Consider the following 21879-nt stretch of genomic DNA (forward strand, 5'->3'; position numbering starts at 1 on the left):
CCGGTCCGTACATGTCTTTACAAAAGTGACCCGCTGTAAGAGCGGAACCAATAGAAGCCGTTACCGCAGAAATGGATATGCACACCTAAAGCCAGCGCCCACACTTGCCCTGTGTACCACTCAGAACGCGAGCTTATACCCGATGGTCATCAACATAATCGCCAGACACGGTCGCAACACGCCGTCCGGGACTTTGCCGGTCATGTGGCTGCCCAGGTAAATCCCCGGCAACGACCCCATCAGCAAAAAGCCCAACAGGTGCCAGTCCATATTGCCCATGCTGGCATGCCCCAGGCCCGCCACCAGGGTCAGCGGCACGGCGTGGGCGATCTCGGTGCCGACCAAACGCCGCGTGGCCAGGAACGGGTACAAGATAAACAACGCCACAGTCCCAAGCGCACCCGCGCCGATGGAGGTCAACGCCACCATGGTGCCCAGGACCGCACCGGTGACCACCGTGAGTGCATTCAGGTTACGCGGGCTCATGTGGTAATCATCACCGGCGTGGCGCTGAGCAAACGCCAGCAGGCTTTTCTTGAACAGAATCGCCAGCGCCGTCAGCAGCAGCACAAAACCCAGCGCCTGCTTGATCACCGCGTTCATCGCGCTGGGGTCGGTGTGCAGGCTGGCCAGGAACCACAAGGTCAACAGCACCGCAGGCACGCTACCCAAGGTCAGCCAGCCGGTGATGGTCCAGTCGATATTGCGGTTTTTGCTGTGCACCAGTACGCCACCGGACTTGGTGATGGCGGCGTACAGCAAGTCAGTGCCCACGGCGGTGGCCGGGTTGATGCCAAACCACAACAGGATCGGCGTCATCAGGGACCCGCCGCCGACACCGGTCATGCCGACGATAAAACCAACGATCAGGCCAGCGACTACAAAACCAAAATTGCCCACATCCATTACAACTACCCGCGGCCTTATAAAATTCTGGCCGCAGGATAGCGATTTTTCTTATAACGACTTATATCAATATGATCTGACTTTATGCCTTTTCTGCCAGACGATGGCAGACATAGGCCTGGGTCTGATACGGAAACGCCACAGTGTCACGCCCGCGCAGCGCCGGGTGAGTATCGATCAGCCGGCGCAATTGCTCAGTCACCGTGGCCTTTTGCGCCGCCGGCAGCGCCGCGATGAAGCTCACCGACAGGAAGCGATCCATGATCACTTCCTGGGGGCTGCCCACATGCTGATAGGCAAAACAGCTCATTTGCGGCGCGGAAAAATACTCACCGGTGAAGGCTTCGCGCCAACGCCCTGTATGAAAACGCGGCGTGTCACCTTCATAGGGCGTAATGATTTCGGTGATGGCCGCGACCCAGTCCACCGACTCATCGCGCACATTCCACACCAGGCCCAGGCGGCCATCGGGCTTGAGCACGCGGTGGATCTCGGCCAGTGCGGCCTCGGTTGCGAACCAGTGGAAGGCTTGCGCACACACCAACGCATCGGCGCTGGCATCCGGCAACGGCATAGCTTCAGCGGTGCCGCTGAGCAGGCGCACATCCGGCAACAGTTTGCTCAGTTGCGCGCCCATGGCCTCGACCGGCTCGACGGCAATCAGGCTAGGCGCCAGGGTGCTGAGCAAACGGGTGAACTTGCCGGTGCCGGCGCCCAGGTCGATCACGCTCGACTGTGGGTTGATCCGCAGCGTATCGGTCAGCCAGCCGGTGAGTTGGCGGGGATAATCCGGCCGACCTTGGGCGTAAGTGGCGGCTTGGGTCGAAAAACCTTGTTGAGCAGACGTGTGAACACCAGTCATTGCGACGTTCTCCTCGGGGGCGGGGCGCACAGTGTGCGCCCTCTGAAGTTTATTTTCTAACCCGTGCATCCAATCGTGCGCCTCGCGTGTAGTCCTTGCAGTCACCCTGCTGTTTTACTCAAATGGAGCACTACCCATGAACGCTAAAACACTGTTCTGCCTCGCGGCTGCACTCTCCGTCGCGCCTGCGGTTTTCGCCCAGACCGGTTTGCCTGACAGCATCAAGGTGCCGGATGGCCACAAGGTCGCCATGGAAACCACCGGGGTCGGCGAAATCACCTATGAATGCCGCGACAAAGCCAACGCCGTCGGCCAGACCGAATGGTTCTTTGTCGGCCCCAAAGCCGTATTGAATGACCGCAGCGGCAAGCCAGTGGGCAGCTACTTCGGCCCGCCCGCTACTTGGCAAGCCCAGGACGGCTCGAAAATCACCGGCACGCAACTGGCGGTCGCGCCTTCGAGTGCAGGCAACCTGCCCTATCAACTGGTCAAGGCCAACCCGGCCGAAGGTAAAGGGGCCATGAGCGGCGTCAGTTATATCCAGCGGGTCGCGCTTAAAGGCGGCGTGGCGCCAAGCAGCGAATGCACGGCGGCAAACAAAGGCCAGCAGGCCGTGGTGAAGTACCAGGCCGACTACATCTTCTGGGCGGCCAACTGAGCAAACTCGGCTACGCTGCCTGTGGCGAGTGCGCTCGCCACAGGACTCAGCCATTTTAAGGATGCCGTGTTTGTTTGATTATGAAGCCTGCCTGGCGGCATGTGCCCGTGGCGACCGACGCGCCTTGCGCCAACTCTATGCCGAGGACAGCAGCCGTTTGCTCGGCGTGGCGTTGCGCATCGTGCGTGACAAAGCCCTGGCCGAAGATGTTGTGCATGACGCGTTTATCAAGCTCTGGCGCGGCGCCGGCAGTTTCGACCCAAGCCGTGGTTCGGCGCGGGGCTGGGTGTTCAGCATCACCCGGCACTTGGCGCTCAATGCCGTACGCAATCACTCCCGGGAGGTGGCCTTGAGCGACGAACACGAACAGGTCGCCGCCGCCCATGACAGCTTCGAATTCAGCGCCCGAGAAGGTCAGGTATACCGCTGCCTGGAACAACTCGACCCGACCCGTCGCACGTGCATCCTTCACGCCTATGTCGACGGTTATTCCCACAGCGAAATCGCCCGGAAACTGGACACGCCCCTGGGCACCGTCAAAGCCTGGATCAAACGGAGCCTCGTCGCGCTGCGCGAGTGCATGGCATGAGCAACCCACTGGATGAACTCGCCAGCGAATACGTGCTGGGCACCCTGCCCGCCGAGCAACGCGCCGAGGTCGAGCAACGCTTGAAACATGACAGCGAGCTGCGTGCAGCGGTGGATGCCTGGGAGCAGCGTCTGCTGCCGCTGACCGCCTTGGCCGAACCCGTGCCGCCGTCCGCACAGCTGTGGCGGCGCATCGAACGCAGCACGGCAAATCAGCCAGCCGGCCTGCCGTGGTGGAACCTGCTGGCGCTCTGGCGTGGGTTGGCCGGCGCTGGCCTGGTGACCACACTGGTGTTGGCCGCGCTGTTGCTGACCCGCCCACCCGTAGCCGATCCGACGTTTGTGGTGGTGTTGGTCGCGCCACAGAACCAGGCACCCGGCTGGGTGATCCAGGCCAGCCATGATCAGCAGATCCAACTGATTCCGTTGGGGGTGATGGAGGTGCCGAGCGACAAAGCCCTGCAATTCTGGACCAAAGGCGATGGCTGGCAGGCTCCGGTTTCGCTGGGGCTGGTCAAGCCTGGGCAAACCTTGTCGGTGCCGCTGGACAAGCTGCCGCCACTCACGCCAAACCAGCTGTTCGAACTGACCCTGGAAGACCCGCAGGGCTCGCCGACCGGCAAGCCGACGGGGCCGATCCAGGCGATCGGCCGCGCGGTCAAAGTGCTCTGATCAGTTTTAGCTGGGCAGCCACACCCTGAACCGCGCCCCGCCCAGGGGCGAGGCCAGGGCCGTCAAGGTGCCGCCCTGGGCTTCCATGGCGCGCCGGCTGATCGCCAGGCCAAGGCCAAAGCCGCCGGTGGCGCGGTCGCGGCTGCGGTCCAGCCGATAGAAGGGTTCGAAGATACGCTCGCGCTGCTCCACGGGAATGCCGATGCCGTCATCGTCCACGCAGATTTCACAGCCGTCGGCGCAGACCTTGACCCCCACCTGGATGCGCCTGTCGCAATAACGCGTGGCATTGCGCAACAGGTTCTGCAACGCCCGGGCGGTGAGGCGCGGGTCGAGGCTGAAACGCTCCACGGCGCAGTCGAGCGCGACGTCGATGACGATCTCGGGGTTTTCCAGTTCGTCATCGACGCTGCCCAGCACGCTGTCGATAAACTCATCAAGCACCACGTCGACCCGCTCCGGCAACTGCGCCGGGTTTTGCAGGCGGCTGTAGGAAAGCAATTCAAGCACCAGCTCGTCCAACTCGCGAATATGCGCCACCAGGCTTTGCAGGCGCTCGCGGCTGGCCTGGGGCAAGTCTTCGGACAGCGCCAGGGCCAGGCCGAAGTCCAGGCGCGTCAGCGGTGTGCGCAGTTCATGGGACACCGCGTTGAGCAAGTCGCGCTGCTGGTTGAGCAGGCCTTCGATGTCATCGGCCATGGTGTCGAACACCGACGCCAGGCTGCCGATGTTGGAGCTCGCGGGAATCTGTGTGCGCTCGCTGAGGTTGCCCCGGCCCAATTGCGCGGCGGTGCTTTTCAGGCGCTCCAGGTCGCGCCAGTGCGGGCGCAGCCAGAACAGCAGGCAGGCGAGCAAGGCGGCGCCGATCAGCACGTTCATCGACCAGTACAACAGGTTCATGTCGAGCGGGTCCGGCGGGATGCTCAGTTTTACCGCAAACTGCTGGTTGATCGGCGAGCTGATGTCTTCCATCCAGCCCCACTCGCCCAGGCGGATCACCGGCTTGCCGTGCTCCAGCAGTTGTTCCTCCTCGGGCGTATAGCTGGCGTCCTGGCGCAGCAGCAACTTGACTTGCAGCGGTGCGAAATCCCGGTTCAGTTGCTCGGTCACGTGCGACCAACGCTCCACCGGCGCGCGCAGATACTGCTTGACGATAAGCTTTTGCAGGCCACGGGTCTGTTCGACGTTGTAGTCCATGTAGCGGTGTTCAAACAGCTGAATCACCAACTTGGGTATCAGGAAGATCGCGGCACTGAAGGTAATGATGGTGATCAGGTAGAGGCGCAGCAGTACACGAAACATGAATCAGCATTCCCACTCGGAACGGCTGAACAGGTAGCCCTTGCCCCATACGGTCTTGATCTTGCGCGCCTCGCCTGCGTGGTCGTCGAACTTGCGGCGCAGCTTGGAAATGGCCACGTCCACCGAGCGGTCGGTGCCGTTGAACTCGATACCGCGCAGGCGTTGCAGGATCTGGTCGCGGCTGAGCACTTCACCGGCGTGCCGGGCCAGCACCACCAGCAGGTTGTACTCACCGCTGGACAGCTCCACGGCCTGCTCGCGCCAGGTCACGGTGCGCTCCGACAGGTCGATGCACAGGTTGCCCATGACGATCTGGTCATTGGCCACCTGCGGTTCGGACAAACTGCTGCGGCGCAGCAAAGTGCGTACACGGGCAAGCAGCACGCGCGGCTCGCAAGGTTTGGTCACGTAGTCGTCGGCGCCCATCTCCAGGCCCAGCACCTGATCGTGGCTGTCATCGCGGGCGGTAAGCATCAGAATCGGCAGGCCCGCCGAGTCGGCACGCAGCAGGCGGCACACCTGCAAGCCGTCGAGGCCGGGCAGCATCAGGTCGAGGATCACCAGGTCCGGCGGGTTAAGGCGCGCCCGTTCGCGCACATGGTCGCCACGGCTGAGCACGTTGACGTGGTAGCCATTGCGTTCCAGGTAGCTGGCAATCAGCTCGGAGAGTGCGGCGTCGTCTTCCACCAGGAGGATGTTGGGCATGGTGTTTCCAAATAATGCAGTTTGTCGGCGGTATACAGACCCTTGTGGGAGCGGGCTTGTGTGGGAGCTGGCTTGCCTGCGATGGCATCGCCTCGTTCTCTATGAAAGACCGAGGTGCCTGCATCGCGGGCAAGCCCGGCTCCCACATAAGTCCGGCTCCCACACCTGCCCGGTTTTCACATTTGATCTTTGCTGTTTGCAGGATTGTGCAAGGATATACGCCCTCAAGCGACTATGGGCCGCACCTTACACTTCTTCACACACGGCCTACACAGCTTCACAGCACCACGGCGCAGGTGTCTTTAGGATGCGCCAGTCAATATTGGGATATGAGCATGTCGAAGAATCTGTTTGCGCCATTTTGCCTGCTGGCCCTGACGCTGGCCCTGAGTGGCTGTGGCCAGTCGGCCGATGAAGCGCCAGAGGCGCCACTGGCCAAAGTGCGCATCGAAACCCTGCAGGCCAAGCCTCTCTCGATCACCAGCGAATTGAGCGGGCGTATCGCCGCGCCGCGCATTGCCGAAGTGCGCGCACGGGTCGCCGGCGTGGTGATGCAGCGGGTGTTCAAGGAAGGCCACGATGTAAAACAGGGCGATGTGCTGTTTCGCATCGACCCCGCGCCGTTCAAGGCCGACCTGGACAGCGCACAGGCCAACCTGAGCAAGGCCGAAGCCAACGCGTTCCAGGCGCGCCTGCAAGAGCAGCGTTACAGCCAGTTGGTCGAAGGCAACGCCATCAGCGGCCAGGACTACGACAACGCCCGCGCCGCCGTGCGCCAGACCAACGCCGAAGTCGCCGCCAACAAGGCCGCAGTCGAACGCGCGCGGTTGAACCTGGGCTACGCCACCGTCACCGCACCGATTTCCGGGCGCATCGGGCGTGCGCTGGTGACCGAAGGTGCGCTGGTCGGCCAGAACGAGGCCACGCCGCTGGCGATCATCCAGCAACTGGACCCGATCCACGCCGACCTCACCCAATCGACCCGCGAACTCAATGACCTGCGCCGCGCCTTTCGCGCCGGCAGCTTGAAGCAGGTCGGCCAGGACCAGGCCAAGGCCACGCTGATCCAGGACGACGGCAGCCTGTACCCGTTGCCGGGCAAGCTGCTGTTTGCCGAAATCAGCGTCGACCCGGGCACCGGGCAGATCATCCTGCGCAGCGAGTTCCCCAACCCGGACCTCGACCTGTTGCCGGGCAGTTTTGTGCGTGTGCGCCTTGAACAGGCCGTCGACAAGCAAGGTATCAGCGTGCCGCAACGTGCCATCACGCGTGACAGCGCCGGCATCCCGATGGTGCTGCTGTTGGACGCCGAGCAAACCGTCAGCCAGCAGCCGGTGGAACTGGGCGCGGTGATTGCAGACCGTTGGATCGTCAGCAGCGGCCTCAAGCCCGGTGACCGTATCGTCGTCGAAGGCCTGCAACATGCGCGCCCCGGTGAAAAAGTCGAGGTGGACGACAGTCCCGCCTCCGGCCAGCCAGTCAAGGAATAAACCGCCATGCCGCAGTTCTTTATTGACCGCCCGATTTTCGCCTGGGTGGTGGCCCTGTTTATCCTGCTGGCCGGCGCGCTCGCCATCCCGCAGTTGCCGGTGGCCCAGTACCCCAACGTTGCGCCGCCGAAAGTGGAGATCTACGCGGTGTACCCGGGCGCCTCGGCCCAGACCCTGGATGAAAGTGTGGTCAGCCTGATCGAGCAGGAGCTAAACGGCGCCGATCACTTGCTGTACTTCGAATCCCAGAGCAGCCTGGGCTCGGCCACCATCACCGCGACCTTCCAGCCGGGCACCAACCCGGAAATGGCCCAGGTGGATGTGCAAAACCGTCTTAAAGCGGTGGAGCCGCGCTTGCCGCAAGCGGTGACCCAACAAGGTTTGCAGGTGGAGAAAGTCTCCGCCGGCTTCTTGCTGCTGGTGACCCTGACCTCCAACGACGGCAAGCTCGACGACGTAGCGCTCAGCGATTACCTGGCGCGCAACGTGATGAACGAGCTCAAGCGCCTGGACGGCGTGGGCAAGGCCCAGCTGTATGGCGCCGAACGTGCCATGCGTATTTGGATCGACCCGCAGAAGCTGATCGGTTTCAACCTGACACCGGCCGACGTGAATGCCGCAATCAGCGCGCAGAACGCCCAGGTTTCGGCGGGCAGCATTGGCGATTTGCCGGGCACCAAGACCCAGGAAATCACCGCCGCGATCCTGGTCAAGGGCCAGCTGTCGACCCCGGCGGAATTTGCCGACATCGTGCTCAAGGCCAACCCCGACGGCTCCACCGTGCGCATCGGCGATGTGGCGCGGGTGGAAGTCGGCAGCCAGGAATACCAGTTCTCCACGCGCCTGAACGGCAAGCCGTCGACCGCCGTCAGTGTGCAACTGTCGCCCGGCGCCAACGCGCTGAACACCGCCACCCTGGTGCGGGCAAAGATGGACGAACTGTCGCGCTACTTCCCGGCCAACGTGGAGTACAAGATCCCTTACGACACGTCGCCGTTCGTCAAAGTCTCGATCACCAAGGTGGTCTACACCTTGCTGGAGGCGATGGCGCTGGTGTTTGCGGTGATGTTCCTGTTCCTGCAGAACGTGCGCTACACCTTGATCCCTACCCTGGTGGTGCCGATTGCACTGATGGGCACCTTCGCCACCATGCTGTTGCTGGGTTTCTCGATCAACGTGCTCACCATGTTCGGTATGGTGCTGGCCATTGGCATCCTGGTGGACGATGCGATTGTGGTGGTCGAAAACGTCGAGCGCATCATGGCCACCGAGGGCCTGTCGCCCAAGGACGCGACGAAAAAAGCCATGGGCCAGATCACCGGCGCCATCGTCGGTATCACGTTGGTGCTGGTGGCGGTGTTCCTGCCGATGGCGTTCATGCCGGGTTCGGTGGGTGTGATCTACCAGCAGTTCTCGCTGTCGATGGCCACCTCGATCCTGTTCTCGGCGTTCCTGGCCCTGACCTTGACGCCGGCGCTGTGCGCCACCTTGCTCAAGCCGATCGCCAAGGGCGAACACCATGCCAAGGGCGGCTTCTTCGGCTGGTTCAACACGCGCTTTGAGCGCCTCACCGACCGCTATGAAGGCTGGGTGGCCTATGCCCTCAAGCGTAGCGGCCGCTACTTGCTGATTTATCTGGTGCTGCTGGTGGGCCTGGGTTGGATGTTCAGTCGCCTGCCCTCCTCGTTCCTGCCGGTGGAAGACCAGGGTTACACCATCACCGATATCCAGCTGCCGCCGGGCGCGAGCAAGAACCGCACGGTGCAGGTGGCCGAGCAGATCGAAGCGCACAACGCCGGCGAGCCTGGGGTGGGCGATACCACCATGATCATGGGCTTCAGCTTCTCCGGCTCTGGGCAGAACGCAGCGCTGGCGTTTACCACGCTCAAGGATTGGTCGCAGCGCAGCAGCGAAGATTCGGCCTCGGCAATTGCCGACCGCGCCAACGCCGCGTTCAGCGAGCTTAAGGACGCGATCGCCTACGCGATTCTGCCGCCGCCGGTGGACGGCCTGGGTACTTCCAGCGGCTTCGAGTTCCGCTTGCAGGACCGTGGCGGCGTCGGCCATGCCGCGTTGATGCAAGCGCGTACGGAGTTGCTGGCCGCCGCCGAAAAAAGCCCGATCCTGGCCAACGTGCGCGAAAGTGCCTTGGCCGAAGCACCGCAAGTGCAGTTGCAGGTGGATCGTAAGCAAGCCAACGCCTTGGGCGTGTCGTTTGCCGATGTGGGTAATGTGTTGTCGTCGGCCATCGGTTCGGCCTATGTCAACGACTTCCCCAACCAGGGCCGCATGCAGCGCGTGGTGGTGCAGGCCGAAGGCGACCAGCGCAGTCAGGTGGCGGACTTGATGAAGATCAACGTGCGCAATAACGCCGGCAAGATGGTGCCCCTGTCATCGTTTGTTGAAGCCAGCTGGACCCAAGGCCCGGCGCAACTGACGCGCTACAACGGCTACCCGGCCATTTCCATCAGCGGCGAGGCGGCGCCGGGGCACAGCACCGGTGAGGCCATGGAAGAAATCCAGCGCCTGGTCAGCCAATTGCCGGCCGGCCTGGGCCAGGAATGGACCGGGCTGTCGTTGCAGGAACGCTTGTCCGGCTCCCAGGCGCCGTTGCTGTTGGGCCTGTCGCTGCTGATCGTGTTCCTGTGCCTGGCGGCGCTGTACGAAAGCTGGTCGATACCGACCTCGGTGTTGCTGGTGGTGCCGCTGGGTGTGCTTGGCGCCGTATTGGCGGTGAGCTTGCGTGGCATGCCCAATGACGTGTTCTTCAAGGTCGGCTTGATCACCATCATCGGTTTGTCGGCGAAGAACGCGATTCTGATCATCGAGTTTGCCAAGGACCTGGTTGACCAAGGTGAGGATCTGATCGAGGCCACCCTGAAAGCCGCACGGCTGAGGTTACGGCCGATCATCATGACCTCGCTGGCGTTTATCCTCGGTGTGGTGCCCTTGGCGATTGCCACCGGCGCCAGCTCGGCCAGCCAGCAAGCGATTGGTACAGGCGTGATCGGCGGCATGATCACCGCGACGTTGGCGGTGGTGTTTGTGCCGGTGTTCTTTGTGGTGGTGATGAAGCTGGTGCGTAGACGCAGCAAGTCTGACTGATCGGCGTCGTGGATCCCTGTGGGAGCTGGCTTGTGTGCTGTGGCGGGCTTTTGGTGGTGTACATATCCGTTGCTGCGGTAACGGCGGCTTAGGGTTCCGCCCTTACGGCGGGTCACTTTTGGCAAACGCCCCAAAAGTAACCAAAAGGTCTGTGCCCCACCACTCGGCCCCTCGCTTAGGCTCGGTGTGCCCTCACTCCGGCTTGAATCCGTGGGCCGCCGCGATGGGCCATCCTTGGCCCAGCGCGGCTAACCCGGCGTCCTGCCGGGTTACCCACGGATTCAAGCCTGCGTTCGGCCATCGTGGTTAACGGGGCGTCTCAGATCAAGATCAAGATCTACAGCACGGCGGCCTGAAAGCCGACCTGAGTGGTTGAAGCAAAAGCCAGATCAAGTGCAAGGCAAAAGCCTATCTGAATACACTGAAGAACTGCTTTTCTGTGGGAGCTGGCTTGCCTGCGATGCAGACACCTCGGTGTGGCAGGTACACAGAGTTGATGCCATCGCAGGCAAGCCAGCTCCCACATTAGACCGAGTATGGCTTTGCTGTTGCTGTTGCTGTTGCTGTTGCTGTTGCTGTTGCTCTGGCCCTTACATCCTTTTCGATGACGAAGTCAGCGGTCTTTTGATCTGCGCTTTTGATCTTGATCTTGATCTGAAATCGCCCCGTCAAACACGATGGCCGGAATCTGACAGGGATTTGGGGGGTAAACCGGCAGGGATGCCGGTTTAGCCGCGCTGGGCCAAGGATGGCCCATCGCGGCGGCCCCCCAAATCACTGGCGGATTGCGGGCATGCCGAGCCTAAGCGAGGCACCGAGTGTTGGGGCGAAGACTTTTTGGTTACTTTTGTCTGGGCCGGCATTCCGGTCTTTACAAAAGTGACCCGCTGTAAGAGCGGAACCAATATCAGCCGTTACCGCAGCAACGGATATGTACACCACCAAAAGCCCACCATCGCAAGCCAGCCAGCTCCCACAGGGTTCGCTTGTCTCAAGTGCAACTGAATGCGCTATGGTGCTCACAACCTCTCCCCTGTTGTGAGCACCTATGGCCTTCCTCGCCCGCACCCACCCTCGCCTCTCATCCGCCGCCGTCCTTGGCCTTGCCGTGGGCATTTTGGCGCCGGCCGATACGCTGATCAGCAAAATCCTGATTGGCTGGAATGCCGGCGTCTGGACCTACCTGGCGCTGATGCTGTGGCTGACCAGCCGTTCACGTGCCGATGACGTGAAGCGCATCGCCGAGATCGAGGATGAAAACGCCGGGTTGGTACTGTTCATGGTGTGCGTTGCCGCGATTGCCAGCCTTGCGACCATCACGGTAAACCTGGTGGGCAGCAAAGACCTGGACAGTACGGCACGCCTGTTGCACTACGGTTTCACCGGCATGACGGTGATTGGTTCATGGTTGCTGACCGGGGTGATTTTCAGTGTGCATTACGCTCGGCTGTTCTACACCTGGGACGGCGACGAGCCGGCGCTGCGCTTTGCCGAAGGACTGCGCACCCCCAATTACTGGGACTTCCTGTACTTCTCGTTCACCATCGGCGTGGCGGTGCAAACGGCGGATGTGGGGGTTGCAACACGTGCAATGCGCAAAGTCGTTTTGGGGCAGTCGTTGATTGGGTTTCTGTTCAATACGGCGATTCTGGGCTTCTCGATCAATATTGCCGCCGGATTGTTCAGTTGAACCTTAATGCATGGCGACAACCCTGAACTCACTGGGAAAGGCTATTGCGAAGCGCTTTTGAGCTGACTAAAAAAAAACCTGATCTTTCGATCAGGGCTTTTTAGCGTTGCCTGTTTATTTAGAACGCATAACGCAGGCCAACGTTAACAGCGGCTTTTTGCTTGATTTTGTCACTGGTGCTGGTCTCCAGGTCGACATGCGCCTGCAGGTCCTGGGTAAACGACACCGCCACACCGGCACCGTACTTGGCGCGCGAGCCCGACAAATCATTGTTGAACGTCTGGTTGTTGACCGTGACCTTATTGTTGTCAGCAAACTCGTGGACCATTGCTGCACGCAGGTAAGGCTTGATCAGCGTGCCATCATCCAGCTGGAACTCGTGGCCAATGGTTGCACCGGCCTCGGCGGTCCTTGAGCGAGTGCGCTCACCGTCCACTTGCAAGCCGTTTTTCAAGCTGTACGTGCCACCTTGGACCACAATGGTCGACAGTCGGCCGTAAGGTTCAATAAAGGAACCCTCACCAAACTTGATATGACGGCCGAGCTCAGCCGACAAACCACCGCCTACGTTGTTGTAGCCACCCTTGGTGGACGTGTTGTCACTGAGGGTGGCCTTGGCCTGGTTCTGGAACCGGTTGGCTTTGGCGACGGCATCAAAGTAGAAACCGCTTTCTTCGTCCACCCAGGTGGCATAAGTACCCAGGAAGTAGCTCTTGACGGTACCGGCAGCGCCGCGAACCGGGTTCACGTCAGAATTACTGTGGCCGCCGAATACACCGACTTTCCATTGGGTGTCGGCCAGCGGCATATCAGCACCGATGGAAAAACCCTGCAGGCTTTGCGAGTAGCCGGTGCCCGAACTCTGGGACACATCATATTTACTGCCGAAACCACGGATCCAGAGACCCGTGCTGTGCGGAGAGTAGCGCAACTCACCCATACGGGCGCGCAGCGAACCCTCTTCGGCGGTCATGATGGTCACCGGGGTATTGAACAATGCCGTCACTACGCGGGCACTGCGGCTGACAATACGGGTTTGCGTGTCCAGAAACCAATCATTGCCTTCCTGTTTCAGGTTGTAGGCATAAGCACCCATGTCGACCGGGCCGCCCTCGAGAGAGAACGCCGCATCACCGCCGCCGGTGTGCACAACCTGGGTTTTGACCAGTTCGCTGCCGCTGGCTGCGAGTGCCAGGCTGTGGTTACCCGTGGCTTCGCCGGTCACATTGATGAAGTCGGTTTTGCCCTCGTCAAAGTTGGTGCCCATGACAAAGGTGCCGTTGCCGGAAAGCGTCTGCAGGTTCAACTGGTAAAACTCATTCGCCGCGCCCATGGTCACCCTACCACCGGCCATGTTCAGCGCACCCACTTGGCTGTCGCCGGTCATGTTCCAGTTCGAAGCATTGCCTACGCTCATGGTGGAGACATTCTGCAACTGGCCCGTCAGCTCGGCATTGTTCTGCAGGTTCAAATGGGCCGTGCTGGTGGCGTCGGCGATTACATTACCGAACAGGTTTCGGCTGTTATCAACATTCATCGTCGCCGTGGCACCGCCAGACACAGACAGCAGATTGCCATTGCCGCCCTTGAGCGTAGAACCGTTGAGTACGTCGATAGACACCACTGGCACTCGACCTGGCGTGCCCCTGACCGAGATGGCCGAACCGCTACGGCCCTCAACCACAGACTGGTCCAAAACCAGTTTGCCATCCGTCAAGTCGTTCCGATTACGCGTGAACGTCACGCCATGACCATTGCCGATAATAGTACTTTGCGTGGCCGTCGCCGTGGCGCCTGTAAGGGAGAGTCCAAAGGCCCCTGCTCCCGTACCTTGTACCAGCGAGTTTTGTTTAAAGTGTAACTCACTGCCGGTGAATGCTTCCGCACCGCCGATAGCGCCTCTGATCGTGGTGTTGCTGACTTCGGCCGATGAGCCGCTCAACGCGCCTACAACACCAAACGCCTGCAACCCTAGGCCATTGGTATTGGTCAGGGTACTGTTGTTAATAACCGCCTTACTGCTGTCCAGCCGCACGGCGCCGTATTGGGAATCGCTCGAAGTAACACGTGCAGCGTCCATGTTGACTGTGGAGCCCTGCCCAGCGCGCACACTATCCGCTGCGCTGCCGCTGTTCATGTTCAACGTGGAGCTTGATAGGTCGATGGTGGTGGCTGTTGCACGGTTCATCGTCAACATGGACCGGCCCGACAGTTGCCAGTCCGTTGATTGCTGAGTCGCGTCAATGGTTCTTTGCTCACCGTTACCCAACTCAACTGCCTGAGCTTGCCCCTGTATCGCGGCAAACAAACAGAATGTAATGGTGGGGACTTTCATCATCGCACTCAAGGGTTTGAGTTCGAACGTATTCAGTGCCGACATGGTCAATCACTCTTTTGGTAAGGCCTACAAAAGCGGTTCGGCTCACTCTCTGAAAGTGACGCCTTACCCGTGCGGCACGTAGAGTAAGTATTAGAGATTAATTCCGATGTAGGACTAATCTGTAACCCCTTGGTAAGAAAGCAGCACTTGGGGTCATCTAATTAGTCAGGTTCTGTCAGGGAATTCCCCTCTCAGGCTGAGAGGGGAACCCTGCCGCGTATCAATGACGCCTCTAAGGGATGAGGATTGCTCCCACGTTATCGCACCGTGTGAAACTCAACGTCGTACGTACGTTAACGCCCGCGGTTCCACGCCCCAGCGTGCCGTTGTTCAGCGGCGCGGTGTAAATCAACTCCGCACGCCCTATTTGGGCATGTTCAAGGAAACCCGCATAGGGAATCGGGAAGGTATAGCCATTAGCTCTAATGGCAGGGGTAATGGTTACGTTGTAACTCTGCGTTTGGTCAAAAAGCCGAGGTGTGCCCGTGCGAGGCCTGAACACCTGCAGTACCAAGGTCAGTTGCTGACCATCAACCATTCTCGAGTCCCCTGGCACAGTAATCCTGCCTTCCCAGTTTGTCGGCGCCGGTGCTACTAGTGCTGGGCAGCCCCATTGAGCAAACGTCCCCGCCGTTGCACCAATATATCGAGCCGCCGGTAGGGGCGTAGTTACCGCGCCCAGCAATTCAACCGGTGTAGGACCCGCGCGATTGAGGTTAGTGGCAGACGTTGGCGTTGCCGTTGGTGATACGACATAGCTGAGGTTATGTGTACCATTGCCCAGTTGTTGAAAGACACTCCAGTCGATGTCCCAGGAGACACGCGCTCCGGGTAACTCACCGCTGAGTTCCTTAGAGGGCGCGACGAACGTACCGTCAGGGTTTACAAGGATAAGAAACATGCCTGCCGCCGGCAATTCAAAACGGTCAGTGGTTTGCCATAACTCGATTGTAACGGTGACCGGCAGGTTAGACTGTGCAAACTCCAGCTTGTTATCCACAGTCGCGCCGGTACCACGGAACGATGCAGGAATCAATCGGGTATTGATACTGCCTGGTATGCCCGGATTGCTCGGCCCTGTCACACTAAAGTCCACTCTGAACGGTGTGATCGGGCCAGGGAAAGTGTCACCATTTTTGCGTATTTCATAGGTGATAACGACTGATTTCGGGCCTTTTATGTTGCCGTAGTCCGCTACAGCCAGCGGGCTCAGAAAGGGCTGATCCAAAGTGATTGGAACCGAAACAACACGAAACCACTGGCTCCAAGCCCCATTGTTGTATCGAATCCGAAACTCGTCCTTGGTAACGTCAACGTTCGTATAGGCCGGAATTACGCCCGTAGGGCCTAATTTCAAGTCGTCAACATCGACCAAGTCATCAACGAGGTCTGGCGCCTGTTGAATGACAATCGGCCGTAAATTTTCGGGTGCCGGATCCAACGCGATAGTGAACGTAATTGAAGGCGCAGAGACCAAACTTGTATTGCCCTGCGAGTCCGCGATTTGATAAGTAAAGAAGCACGGCCCTCCTTGCGTAATCTCACTGGCGAGCACTGTCACTGTGTTACCGGTTTGTGTCATGCGCCGCGGTGGAGTCTGCCTGGCCACTTCTGTGGCTGTCACGGGGGTGCCGTGGTTATAGAAAATGGTCAGCGTATCTCCTGGCTTCCAAGCCCCGAGGCCCGTCGTTATGTTGTCAGGAATAGAGAACGGCAAATTGAACTGCGTCAGTTGTGCCAGACTAATAACCTGGCCCGGCGGGAAGGCCCCCGTGTATATCGGTGCAGGTGGCTGCACCCTTAAGTAGGGGGGATCCAGGTCCATTTTATAAGTCGAAAAGGGTGACGTCTGGCCGATAGAACCAGGTCTGTCTACGTCGCCTGGAATATTTGGATCCGCAGCAGTATTCTCGAACAATTCAAAACGTACTTGAAAATCACCCGACAGCTGTTTTCCCGAACTCGCAACGACAGGAATACTCACCTCAAACGTGTCGTATAGGGCGACGATTACAAATTGCTTTTCAGCCACCAACGTCCATGAGTCAGGAAAGTCATTAATGACGTCTCTTCGATAGACTCTAACCCAGTCACCCGCGTCTGAACCTGAGCCAGAAGTGATGGTCAGCTTTATAGGTTTGTCACCGTCAGCCGCTGAAAGATACCCTGTTACAGGGTCTACTCCTTGGATAACGGGAGGGAGTGCTCCAGGGGTAACAGGTATTGCCTTTAGTGTAATTTTTTTACCGATCATGTCGTGCTCTCCATTCGCAATTGTATTATTTACCGAATAAAATCAAACGACCAAGGACCTCTGGATGACTGAAGCCCCCTCACGCCACTTACTTCACTGCCACCTTCACTTCGATCTTGATTAATGAATTTATCCAGCGCTAGACTGGCCCACAAAACTTCCCGGACGAATACTTAAGGTCAACTTGTACATACCCGACTTTCGACACGCCGACTAATCCGCCGTCTCGAAAAACACTATATTTTGCTGAGGCGCCGGCATAATCCCTCAGCGGCTTTATGATGTTTTGATAATCCGTGATTTTAAAAATATGCGACACTTGATTGATGCCCCACGTATGACTCAGGGTCAGTGCCGTCGACACCAGCGGGTTACGATCCGGGTAATCATCGAACCCCTGGAAGGCCAGCGTAAACAAATCCCCTGCCGATACACCGACCCCAGGCGTCACCTGAATCTGAAATTCCTCCCAGGGAAGCGGGAGCGGTTTACCGTCTGGGCCAAGGCCAGGAGTGCAATTAATAAATTTATTAGGATGATTTACATTTTGAGGGAACGTGGGCTTTGGAAAGCTTATAGGCGGCGTGATGCTTATGACAACGCGTTGATTACCCGATTGTTGCTCGTTAACGCCGTTAGTGCTCACGTAATACACGAGGGCAGTCGTATTACCGCCGCCCTGTATGATCGACCAGCTAATGCGATTGTCAAAAACGATAAGGGCGCCAGCGGTGTCACCCAACTTGACGGTATAGGTTGCCACCGGCGCTGCCTGCCCCGGCCAGTACAGCAACAGCAAGTCACCGAGTTTCGGGTTACCGGACAGGCGCGCTTCCACCCTGACAGCGTCGATACTGTCGCGACTGTCCAGTTTATTGGCTGTATTGGACACCGCGCCATAGAGATTGGCCAAGTCCAACAGTGGGTTAAGTAACGCTGGCGCCTGATTGTGATCGCGGCCGAATACCGTGAAATCCATATTCAGCAATTTCAGCGGAGATATCGTCCCAGGGCCCACCGTGTCGGAAGCACGTCTAATGTAATAGCGAAACGGCACCCTGTCCTTTCGTTGCAGATCGGAGCCGTTGGCAATCAGCTGCTGCCAGGTCAAGGTTCCGGTAAACGGAAATGAAGTGACAGGTATCGGCGGAAGTTTAACACCCGCCAATTCAGGGATACAGAGATCCCCAGGTATAAAATTGGTGTAGCTGCTGATGCCAAACGAGACGATATTACGCGCATCGTCACGTTTGATGAGTTGATCAAAATCAAACGCAGGCACCGTAGGCACGGGCAAATTGCCGGGCAGTGGCGTTAGGCTCAGCAATACACTTCCGGGCGTGGAAAGTTGACTGATGTTACCCCCCTCATCCTTGACCCGGTACACCGCAAACAATTTTTGCGCACCTGAAAACTTGCGAAATTCCGACACCAGCACCTTTAAAATAATTGCACCTGTAGTAGCAACTATTTTTTCAACGTGAATCGGTAAGCCCGTCGGATCTGAATTGCTGTCCATAAACCACAGGAAGATTTCGTCAAGCGTGGCGCGAACCTTATAATCGCCCGGCACCACGACATCCAGTGTCAAATTATTATCCAGATCAGGCGTAGTAATAACTGTATTTGAAAACACCGGCGCCTTAAGCACCTCGCCTTTACCCGGCGCACTGCGGTCGATAATAATCCTGACTGGGGGCGAGAAATTGGCCACCGGTGCGTCGGACTGGTCATTGTGTATGCGATAAGAAAGATTGACGACAGCGTCACCCAGCAGCAAACCGCTAGGAATATACATTCGCAGTGGAAAGTCGCGGGGAAACAACTCTCCCACGACCGGTATCGGTTCAACGTAAACAGGCAGTGCTAACCCGACGACATGCCAAACAAACACAATATAATCAATGCTCCCCGGCTTGGTCAGTTCAATCCATGGGCCAGGTATCCATACGAGAAGATCATCATCCAGTAAGCGTTTTGGAATCACACCACTCGCCAATCGTCCCTCAACGATTGGCAAGGGAGCTTGAGGCACGGCGGTCACAACTGTGCTGTCGGGCAAACCTTTGGCGCTATTGGTTTGAACATTGCTATTAGTTGGGGGCGGGGTCATATCGTTCTCCGTAAAAGCAACATTGCGCCGGTCACTGGTTTTTATTGAAGGCTGTGACGTTGATTGAATACCCGTTGCTAACGTCCCGATACTGTCAGAACTAACAGGTCTTACCGCCATTCGTCGGTTGCACGCGCGAATGAGCGCTTGCCGCGCGCTGAATGACACTTGACGTTGTTTCGTGAATGAGGTCTCCTGAAACCGGTTTCATAACGTCACCACCTCCAATAAGAAAGGCCTGCCACCGTGACTCCTTTTTCCGCCGCCCAGCGCAGCCGCGTGACCATGCTCGACGTCGCCGAACGCGCCGGCGTGTCCAAAGCCAGCGTGTCGCGCTTTATCGGCGAGGACCGCGCCCTGCTCTCCGACGCCATTGCCTTGCGCATCGAACAGGCGATCAGCGAACTCGGCTACCGCCCCAACCAGATGGCACGCGGTTTGAAACGCGGCCGCACACGCCTGATCGGCATGCTGGTGGCCGATATCCGCAACCCCTATTCCATTGCCGTGATGCACGGCGTCGAAACCGCCTGCCGCCAGCATGGCTACAGCCTGGTGGTGTGCAACACCGACCGCGATGACGAGCAAGAGCGCCAGCACCTGGCGGCGCTGCGTTCGTACAACATCGAAGGGTTGATCGTGAACACCCTCGGCCACCACCTTGACCAACTGCTGGAGTTGCAGCGCGAAATGCCCCTGGTGCTGGTGGACCGCAAGGTCGAGCCGTTGCACAGCGACCTGGTGGGGCTGGATAACCCGGCGGCGGTGCGTATTGCCGTGGAGCATCTGCAACAGCAGGGTTATCGCGACCTGTTGCTGGTGAGCGAAAAGGCCGATGGCACCAGTTCACGCCTGGAGCGTCAGGCGAGTTTCACGGCGGAAATTGCGGCCCGGCCGGCGTTGACCGGCGCGGTGCTGGAACTCGATGACAGGCTGGCAAACCATCTGCACAGCTTCCTCGCCAAGCCAGGCCCCAAGGCGTTGTTCTGCGCCAATGGTGTGGCTGCGCTGGCCTGCACCCACGCACTCAAAGCGCTGGGCCGCAACCTCTTTGATGACTTCGGCCTGATTGCCCTGGATGACCTGGACTGGTACCCGCTGGTGGGCAACGGCATCACCGCCCTCGCCCAACCCACCGACGCGATTGGCGCCAGCGCCTTTGACTGCCTGCTTAAACGCTTGCGCGGCGATGACGCACCACCGCGTACCCTGGATTTTTTGCCCGAACTGATCGTCCGTGGCTCCACCCAATCCCTTGTGGGAGCTGGCTTGCCTGCGATGGCGGTCTGTCAGGCGAAGCCGTAGTCGCCTGACACACCGCCATCGCAGGCAAGCCAGCTCCCACATTGGTTTTTCGTATAAAAATGAAACCGGTTTCAGAGGTACATAACAATGCATAAATACCCCGTCTCCATCAGCCTTTCCAGCTACGGCGCCGATCTGGTACGCGAGCAGGGCCAATTAGGGTTTGTCGAACTGTTGGTGGCTGCCGGCGCCCAGCGCATCGAGTGGCGCGAAGAACTGCTGACCACCGAACAACCCACCGCCCTCGCCCAGGCCGCTGCCGAACACGGCCTGGAATCGGTGTACTCATCGCCCCTAGAACTTTGGATCGCCGGACGCGCCCAGCCCAACGCTGAACTCAGTGCAACCCTGGACCGCGCCCAAGCCTTTGGCTCGCGCTGGCTAAAGGTTTCCCTCGGTTATTTCACCGACACCAACGACCTGCAAAGCCTGCACGCCCTGCTCAACCGCCACCCGGTCAAACTGCTGGTGGAGAACGACCAGACCCTGCACGGCGGGCGCATCGAGCCGATGCAGCGCTTCTTTACTGAGGTGGAACGCCTGGGCTTGCCGGTGAAAATGACCTTCGACATCGGCAACTGGCAGTGGCAGGACCAATCCGCGCTCACCGCCGCGCGGCTGTTGGGCCGTCATGTGGATTACCTGCACTGCAAGGCTGTAGCGCGGCGCCAGGACGGCAAGCTGGTGGCCTTGCCGCCCGGCGCCACCGACCTGCATCTGTGGGAACAACTGCTCAAACATATGACTCAAGGTATTACCCGGGCCGTGGAATTCCCGTTGCAAGGCGATGACCTGGTTGCAGTCACCGCACAGCAGGTCGCCGCCCTCGCCCTCCTTGGCCAGCCCCGTGCGGAGAACGCCCATGTCTGAGATCGATATCCTTTCGTTTGGTGAAACCATGGCGATGTTTGTCGCCGAACAGACCGGCGACCTGGCCCAGGTGACGCAGTTTCACAAGCGCATTGCCGGGGCCGACAGCAATGTCGCCATCGGCCTGTCGCGCCTGGGTTTCAACGTGACGTGGCTGAGCCGTGTCGGCGACGATTCCCTGGGGCGTTTTGTGGTCGACACGCTTAAAAAAGAGGGCCTGGATTGTCGGCATGTGGCGGTCGACCCGCTGCACCCGACCGGCTTTCAATTCAAGTCCCGCGAAGAAGCCGGCGCCGACCCGCAGGTGGAGTACTTCCGTAAAGGCTCGGCGGCCAGCCACTTGTCGATTGCCGCGATCAGCCCCGCCTTGCTGCAAGCGCGTCACCTGCACGCCACCGGCATCCCGCCCGCCTTGTCCGAGGCCACCCGCGAGTTGTCCGTGGAGCTGATGACGCAGATGCGCAAAGCCGGGCGCAGTGTGTCGTTCGACCCGAACCTGCGCCCATCGTTGTGGGCCAACCAAGCGCAGATGGTCCGCGAAATCAACGCCCTCGCGGCCCTCGCCGACTGGGTCTTGCCGGGCCTGGGCGAAGGCCGCTTGCTCACCGGTTTCGACGACCCGGCCGACATCGCCGCGTTCTACCTTGACCAGGGCGCCGAAGCCGTGGCGATCAAACTGGGCGCGGACGGCGCCTACTACCGCACCCACATGGACCAAGGTTTTGTCGCCGCCGTCCCGGTGGAAATCGTGGTGGATACCGTGGGCGCCGGTGACGGTTTTGCCGTCGGCATGATCAGCGCCCTGCTCGAAAACCTGAGCTTCCCCGAGGCGGTACAGCGCGGCAACTGGATCGGCAGCCGCGCCGTGCAAAGCCGTGGTGATATGGAAGGTTTGCCCAACCGTGCCGAATTACCCACCCGATCTGTTGCATGACCCACTCCCTGTTGCCACAACTACAACAAGCTCAGGAGCAACCCC

General features: G+C 59.4%; 16 protein-coding genes. 9 read left to right on the forward strand and 7 right to left on the reverse strand.

The features are described 5' to 3' along the window. Positions 1-120: 120 nt before the first annotated feature. Together P5706_RS18080 and P5706_RS18085 are read right to left on the reverse strand one after the other, a co-directional pair. The gene (locus P5706_RS18080; protein ID WP_200434777.1) at positions 121-906 is read right to left on the reverse strand and encodes a sulfite exporter TauE/SafE family protein; all 786 of its coding nucleotides are present in this window, start codon (positions 904-906) and stop codon (positions 121-123) included. A gap of 82 nt (positions 907-988) precedes the next feature. Beyond that, on the reverse strand, positions 989-1768 hold the full coding sequence (locus P5706_RS18085; RefSeq protein ID WP_285680593.1) for a class I SAM-dependent methyltransferase: 780 nt from the start codon (positions 1766-1768) through the stop codon (positions 989-991). Between the two features lie 136 nt (positions 1769-1904). Between P5706_RS18085 and P5706_RS18090 the strand changes: the two genes are divergently transcribed. The 3 genes from P5706_RS18090 (at position 1905) to P5706_RS18100 (ending at position 3686) form a co-directional block, all read left to right on the forward strand. Then, on the forward strand, positions 1905-2426 hold the full coding sequence (locus P5706_RS18090) for a DUF3455 domain-containing protein (RefSeq protein WP_200434775.1): 522 nt from the start codon (positions 1905-1907) through the stop codon (positions 2424-2426). A gap of 61 nt (positions 2427-2487) precedes the next feature. After that, positions 2488-3015 (forward strand): sigma-70 family RNA polymerase sigma factor, encoded by a 528-nt coding sequence (locus P5706_RS18095; RefSeq protein WP_285680595.1) that lies wholly within the window; start codon positions 2488-2490, stop codon positions 3013-3015. Continuing rightward, entirely contained in the window at positions 3012-3686 is a 675-nt protein-coding gene (locus P5706_RS18100; protein ID WP_200434773.1) for an anti-sigma factor, read from the forward strand. Before P5706_RS18095 ends, P5706_RS18100 begins: the two co-directional genes overlap by 4 nt. A gap of 6 nt (positions 3687-3692) precedes the next feature. Here P5706_RS18100 and P5706_RS18105 read toward each other — a convergent pair whose 3' ends face one another. Both P5706_RS18105 and P5706_RS18110 read right to left on the reverse strand, forming a co-directional pair. Further along, positions 3693-4988, reverse strand: coding sequence for an ATP-binding protein (locus tag P5706_RS18105; RefSeq protein ID WP_200434772.1), 1296 nt, complete (start codon positions 4986-4988; stop codon positions 3693-3695). A 3-nt stretch (positions 4989-4991) separates the two neighbouring features. Further along, positions 4992-5693, reverse strand: a complete 702-nt coding sequence (locus P5706_RS18110) for a response regulator (protein ID WP_017135033.1) — start codon at positions 5691-5693, stop codon at positions 4992-4994. A gap of 335 nt (positions 5694-6028) precedes the next feature. On the opposite strand from P5706_RS18110, the gene P5706_RS18115 reads away from it, so the two are divergent. The 3 genes from P5706_RS18115 (at position 6029) to P5706_RS18125 (ending at position 11978) form a co-directional block, all read left to right on the forward strand. Then, a complete protein-coding gene (locus P5706_RS18115; protein ID WP_285680599.1) occupies positions 6029-7183 on the forward strand; it encodes an efflux RND transporter periplasmic adaptor subunit in 1155 nt (384 codons plus the stop codon). 6 nt (positions 7184-7189) lie between these two features. Beyond that, on the forward strand, positions 7190-10288 hold the full coding sequence (locus P5706_RS18120) for a multidrug efflux RND transporter permease subunit (RefSeq protein WP_200434770.1): 3099 nt from the start codon (positions 7190-7192) through the stop codon (positions 10286-10288). A gap of 1048 nt (positions 10289-11336) precedes the next feature. Continuing rightward, positions 11337-11978: a DUF1345 domain-containing protein gene (locus tag P5706_RS18125; RefSeq protein WP_285680602.1), complete on the forward strand. Its 642-nt coding sequence runs from the start codon at positions 11337-11339 to the stop codon at positions 11976-11978. A gap of 118 nt (positions 11979-12096) precedes the next feature. Here the strand turns inward: P5706_RS18125 and P5706_RS18130 are convergent, their stop codons facing one another. From P5706_RS18130 to P5706_RS18140, 3 genes are all read right to left on the reverse strand, one after another. Further along, positions 12097-14358: an autotransporter outer membrane beta-barrel domain-containing protein gene (locus P5706_RS18130; RefSeq protein WP_285680604.1), complete on the reverse strand. Its 2262-nt coding sequence runs from the start codon at positions 14356-14358 to the stop codon at positions 12097-12099. 232 nt (positions 14359-14590) lie between these two features. Then, positions 14591-16612: a hypothetical protein gene (locus P5706_RS18135; RefSeq protein WP_285680606.1), complete on the reverse strand. Its 2022-nt coding sequence runs from the start codon at positions 16610-16612 to the stop codon at positions 14591-14593. Positions 16613-16751: 139 nt separating this feature from the next. After that, positions 16752-18725, reverse strand: a complete 1974-nt coding sequence (locus P5706_RS18140) for a hypothetical protein (protein WP_285680609.1) — start codon at positions 18723-18725, stop codon at positions 16752-16754. A 246-nt stretch (positions 18726-18971) separates the two neighbouring features. Here P5706_RS18140 and P5706_RS18145 point away from each other — a divergent pair, with 246 nt between their 5' ends. The 3 genes from P5706_RS18145 (at position 18972) to P5706_RS18155 (ending at position 21834) form a co-directional block, all read left to right on the forward strand. Continuing rightward, complete coding sequence (locus P5706_RS18145) at positions 18972-20030, forward strand: LacI family DNA-binding transcriptional regulator (protein WP_285680611.1); 1059 nt, start codon at positions 18972-18974, stop codon at positions 20028-20030. Between the two features lie 87 nt (positions 20031-20117). Then, positions 20118-20900: a sugar phosphate isomerase/epimerase family protein gene (locus P5706_RS18150; RefSeq protein ID WP_285680613.1), complete on the forward strand. Its 783-nt coding sequence runs from the start codon at positions 20118-20120 to the stop codon at positions 20898-20900. After that, a complete protein-coding gene (locus tag P5706_RS18155; RefSeq protein WP_285680615.1) occupies positions 20893-21834 on the forward strand; it encodes a sugar kinase in 942 nt (313 codons plus the stop codon). The genes P5706_RS18150 and P5706_RS18155 overlap by 8 nt, the downstream gene beginning before the upstream one ends. Positions 21835-21879 lie beyond the last annotated feature (45 nt).

Source organism: Pseudomonas sp. ChxA (assembly GCF_030263855.1).
Lineage (GTDB): Bacteria > Pseudomonadota > Gammaproteobacteria > Pseudomonadales > Pseudomonadaceae > Aquipseudomonas > Aquipseudomonas fluorescens_CB.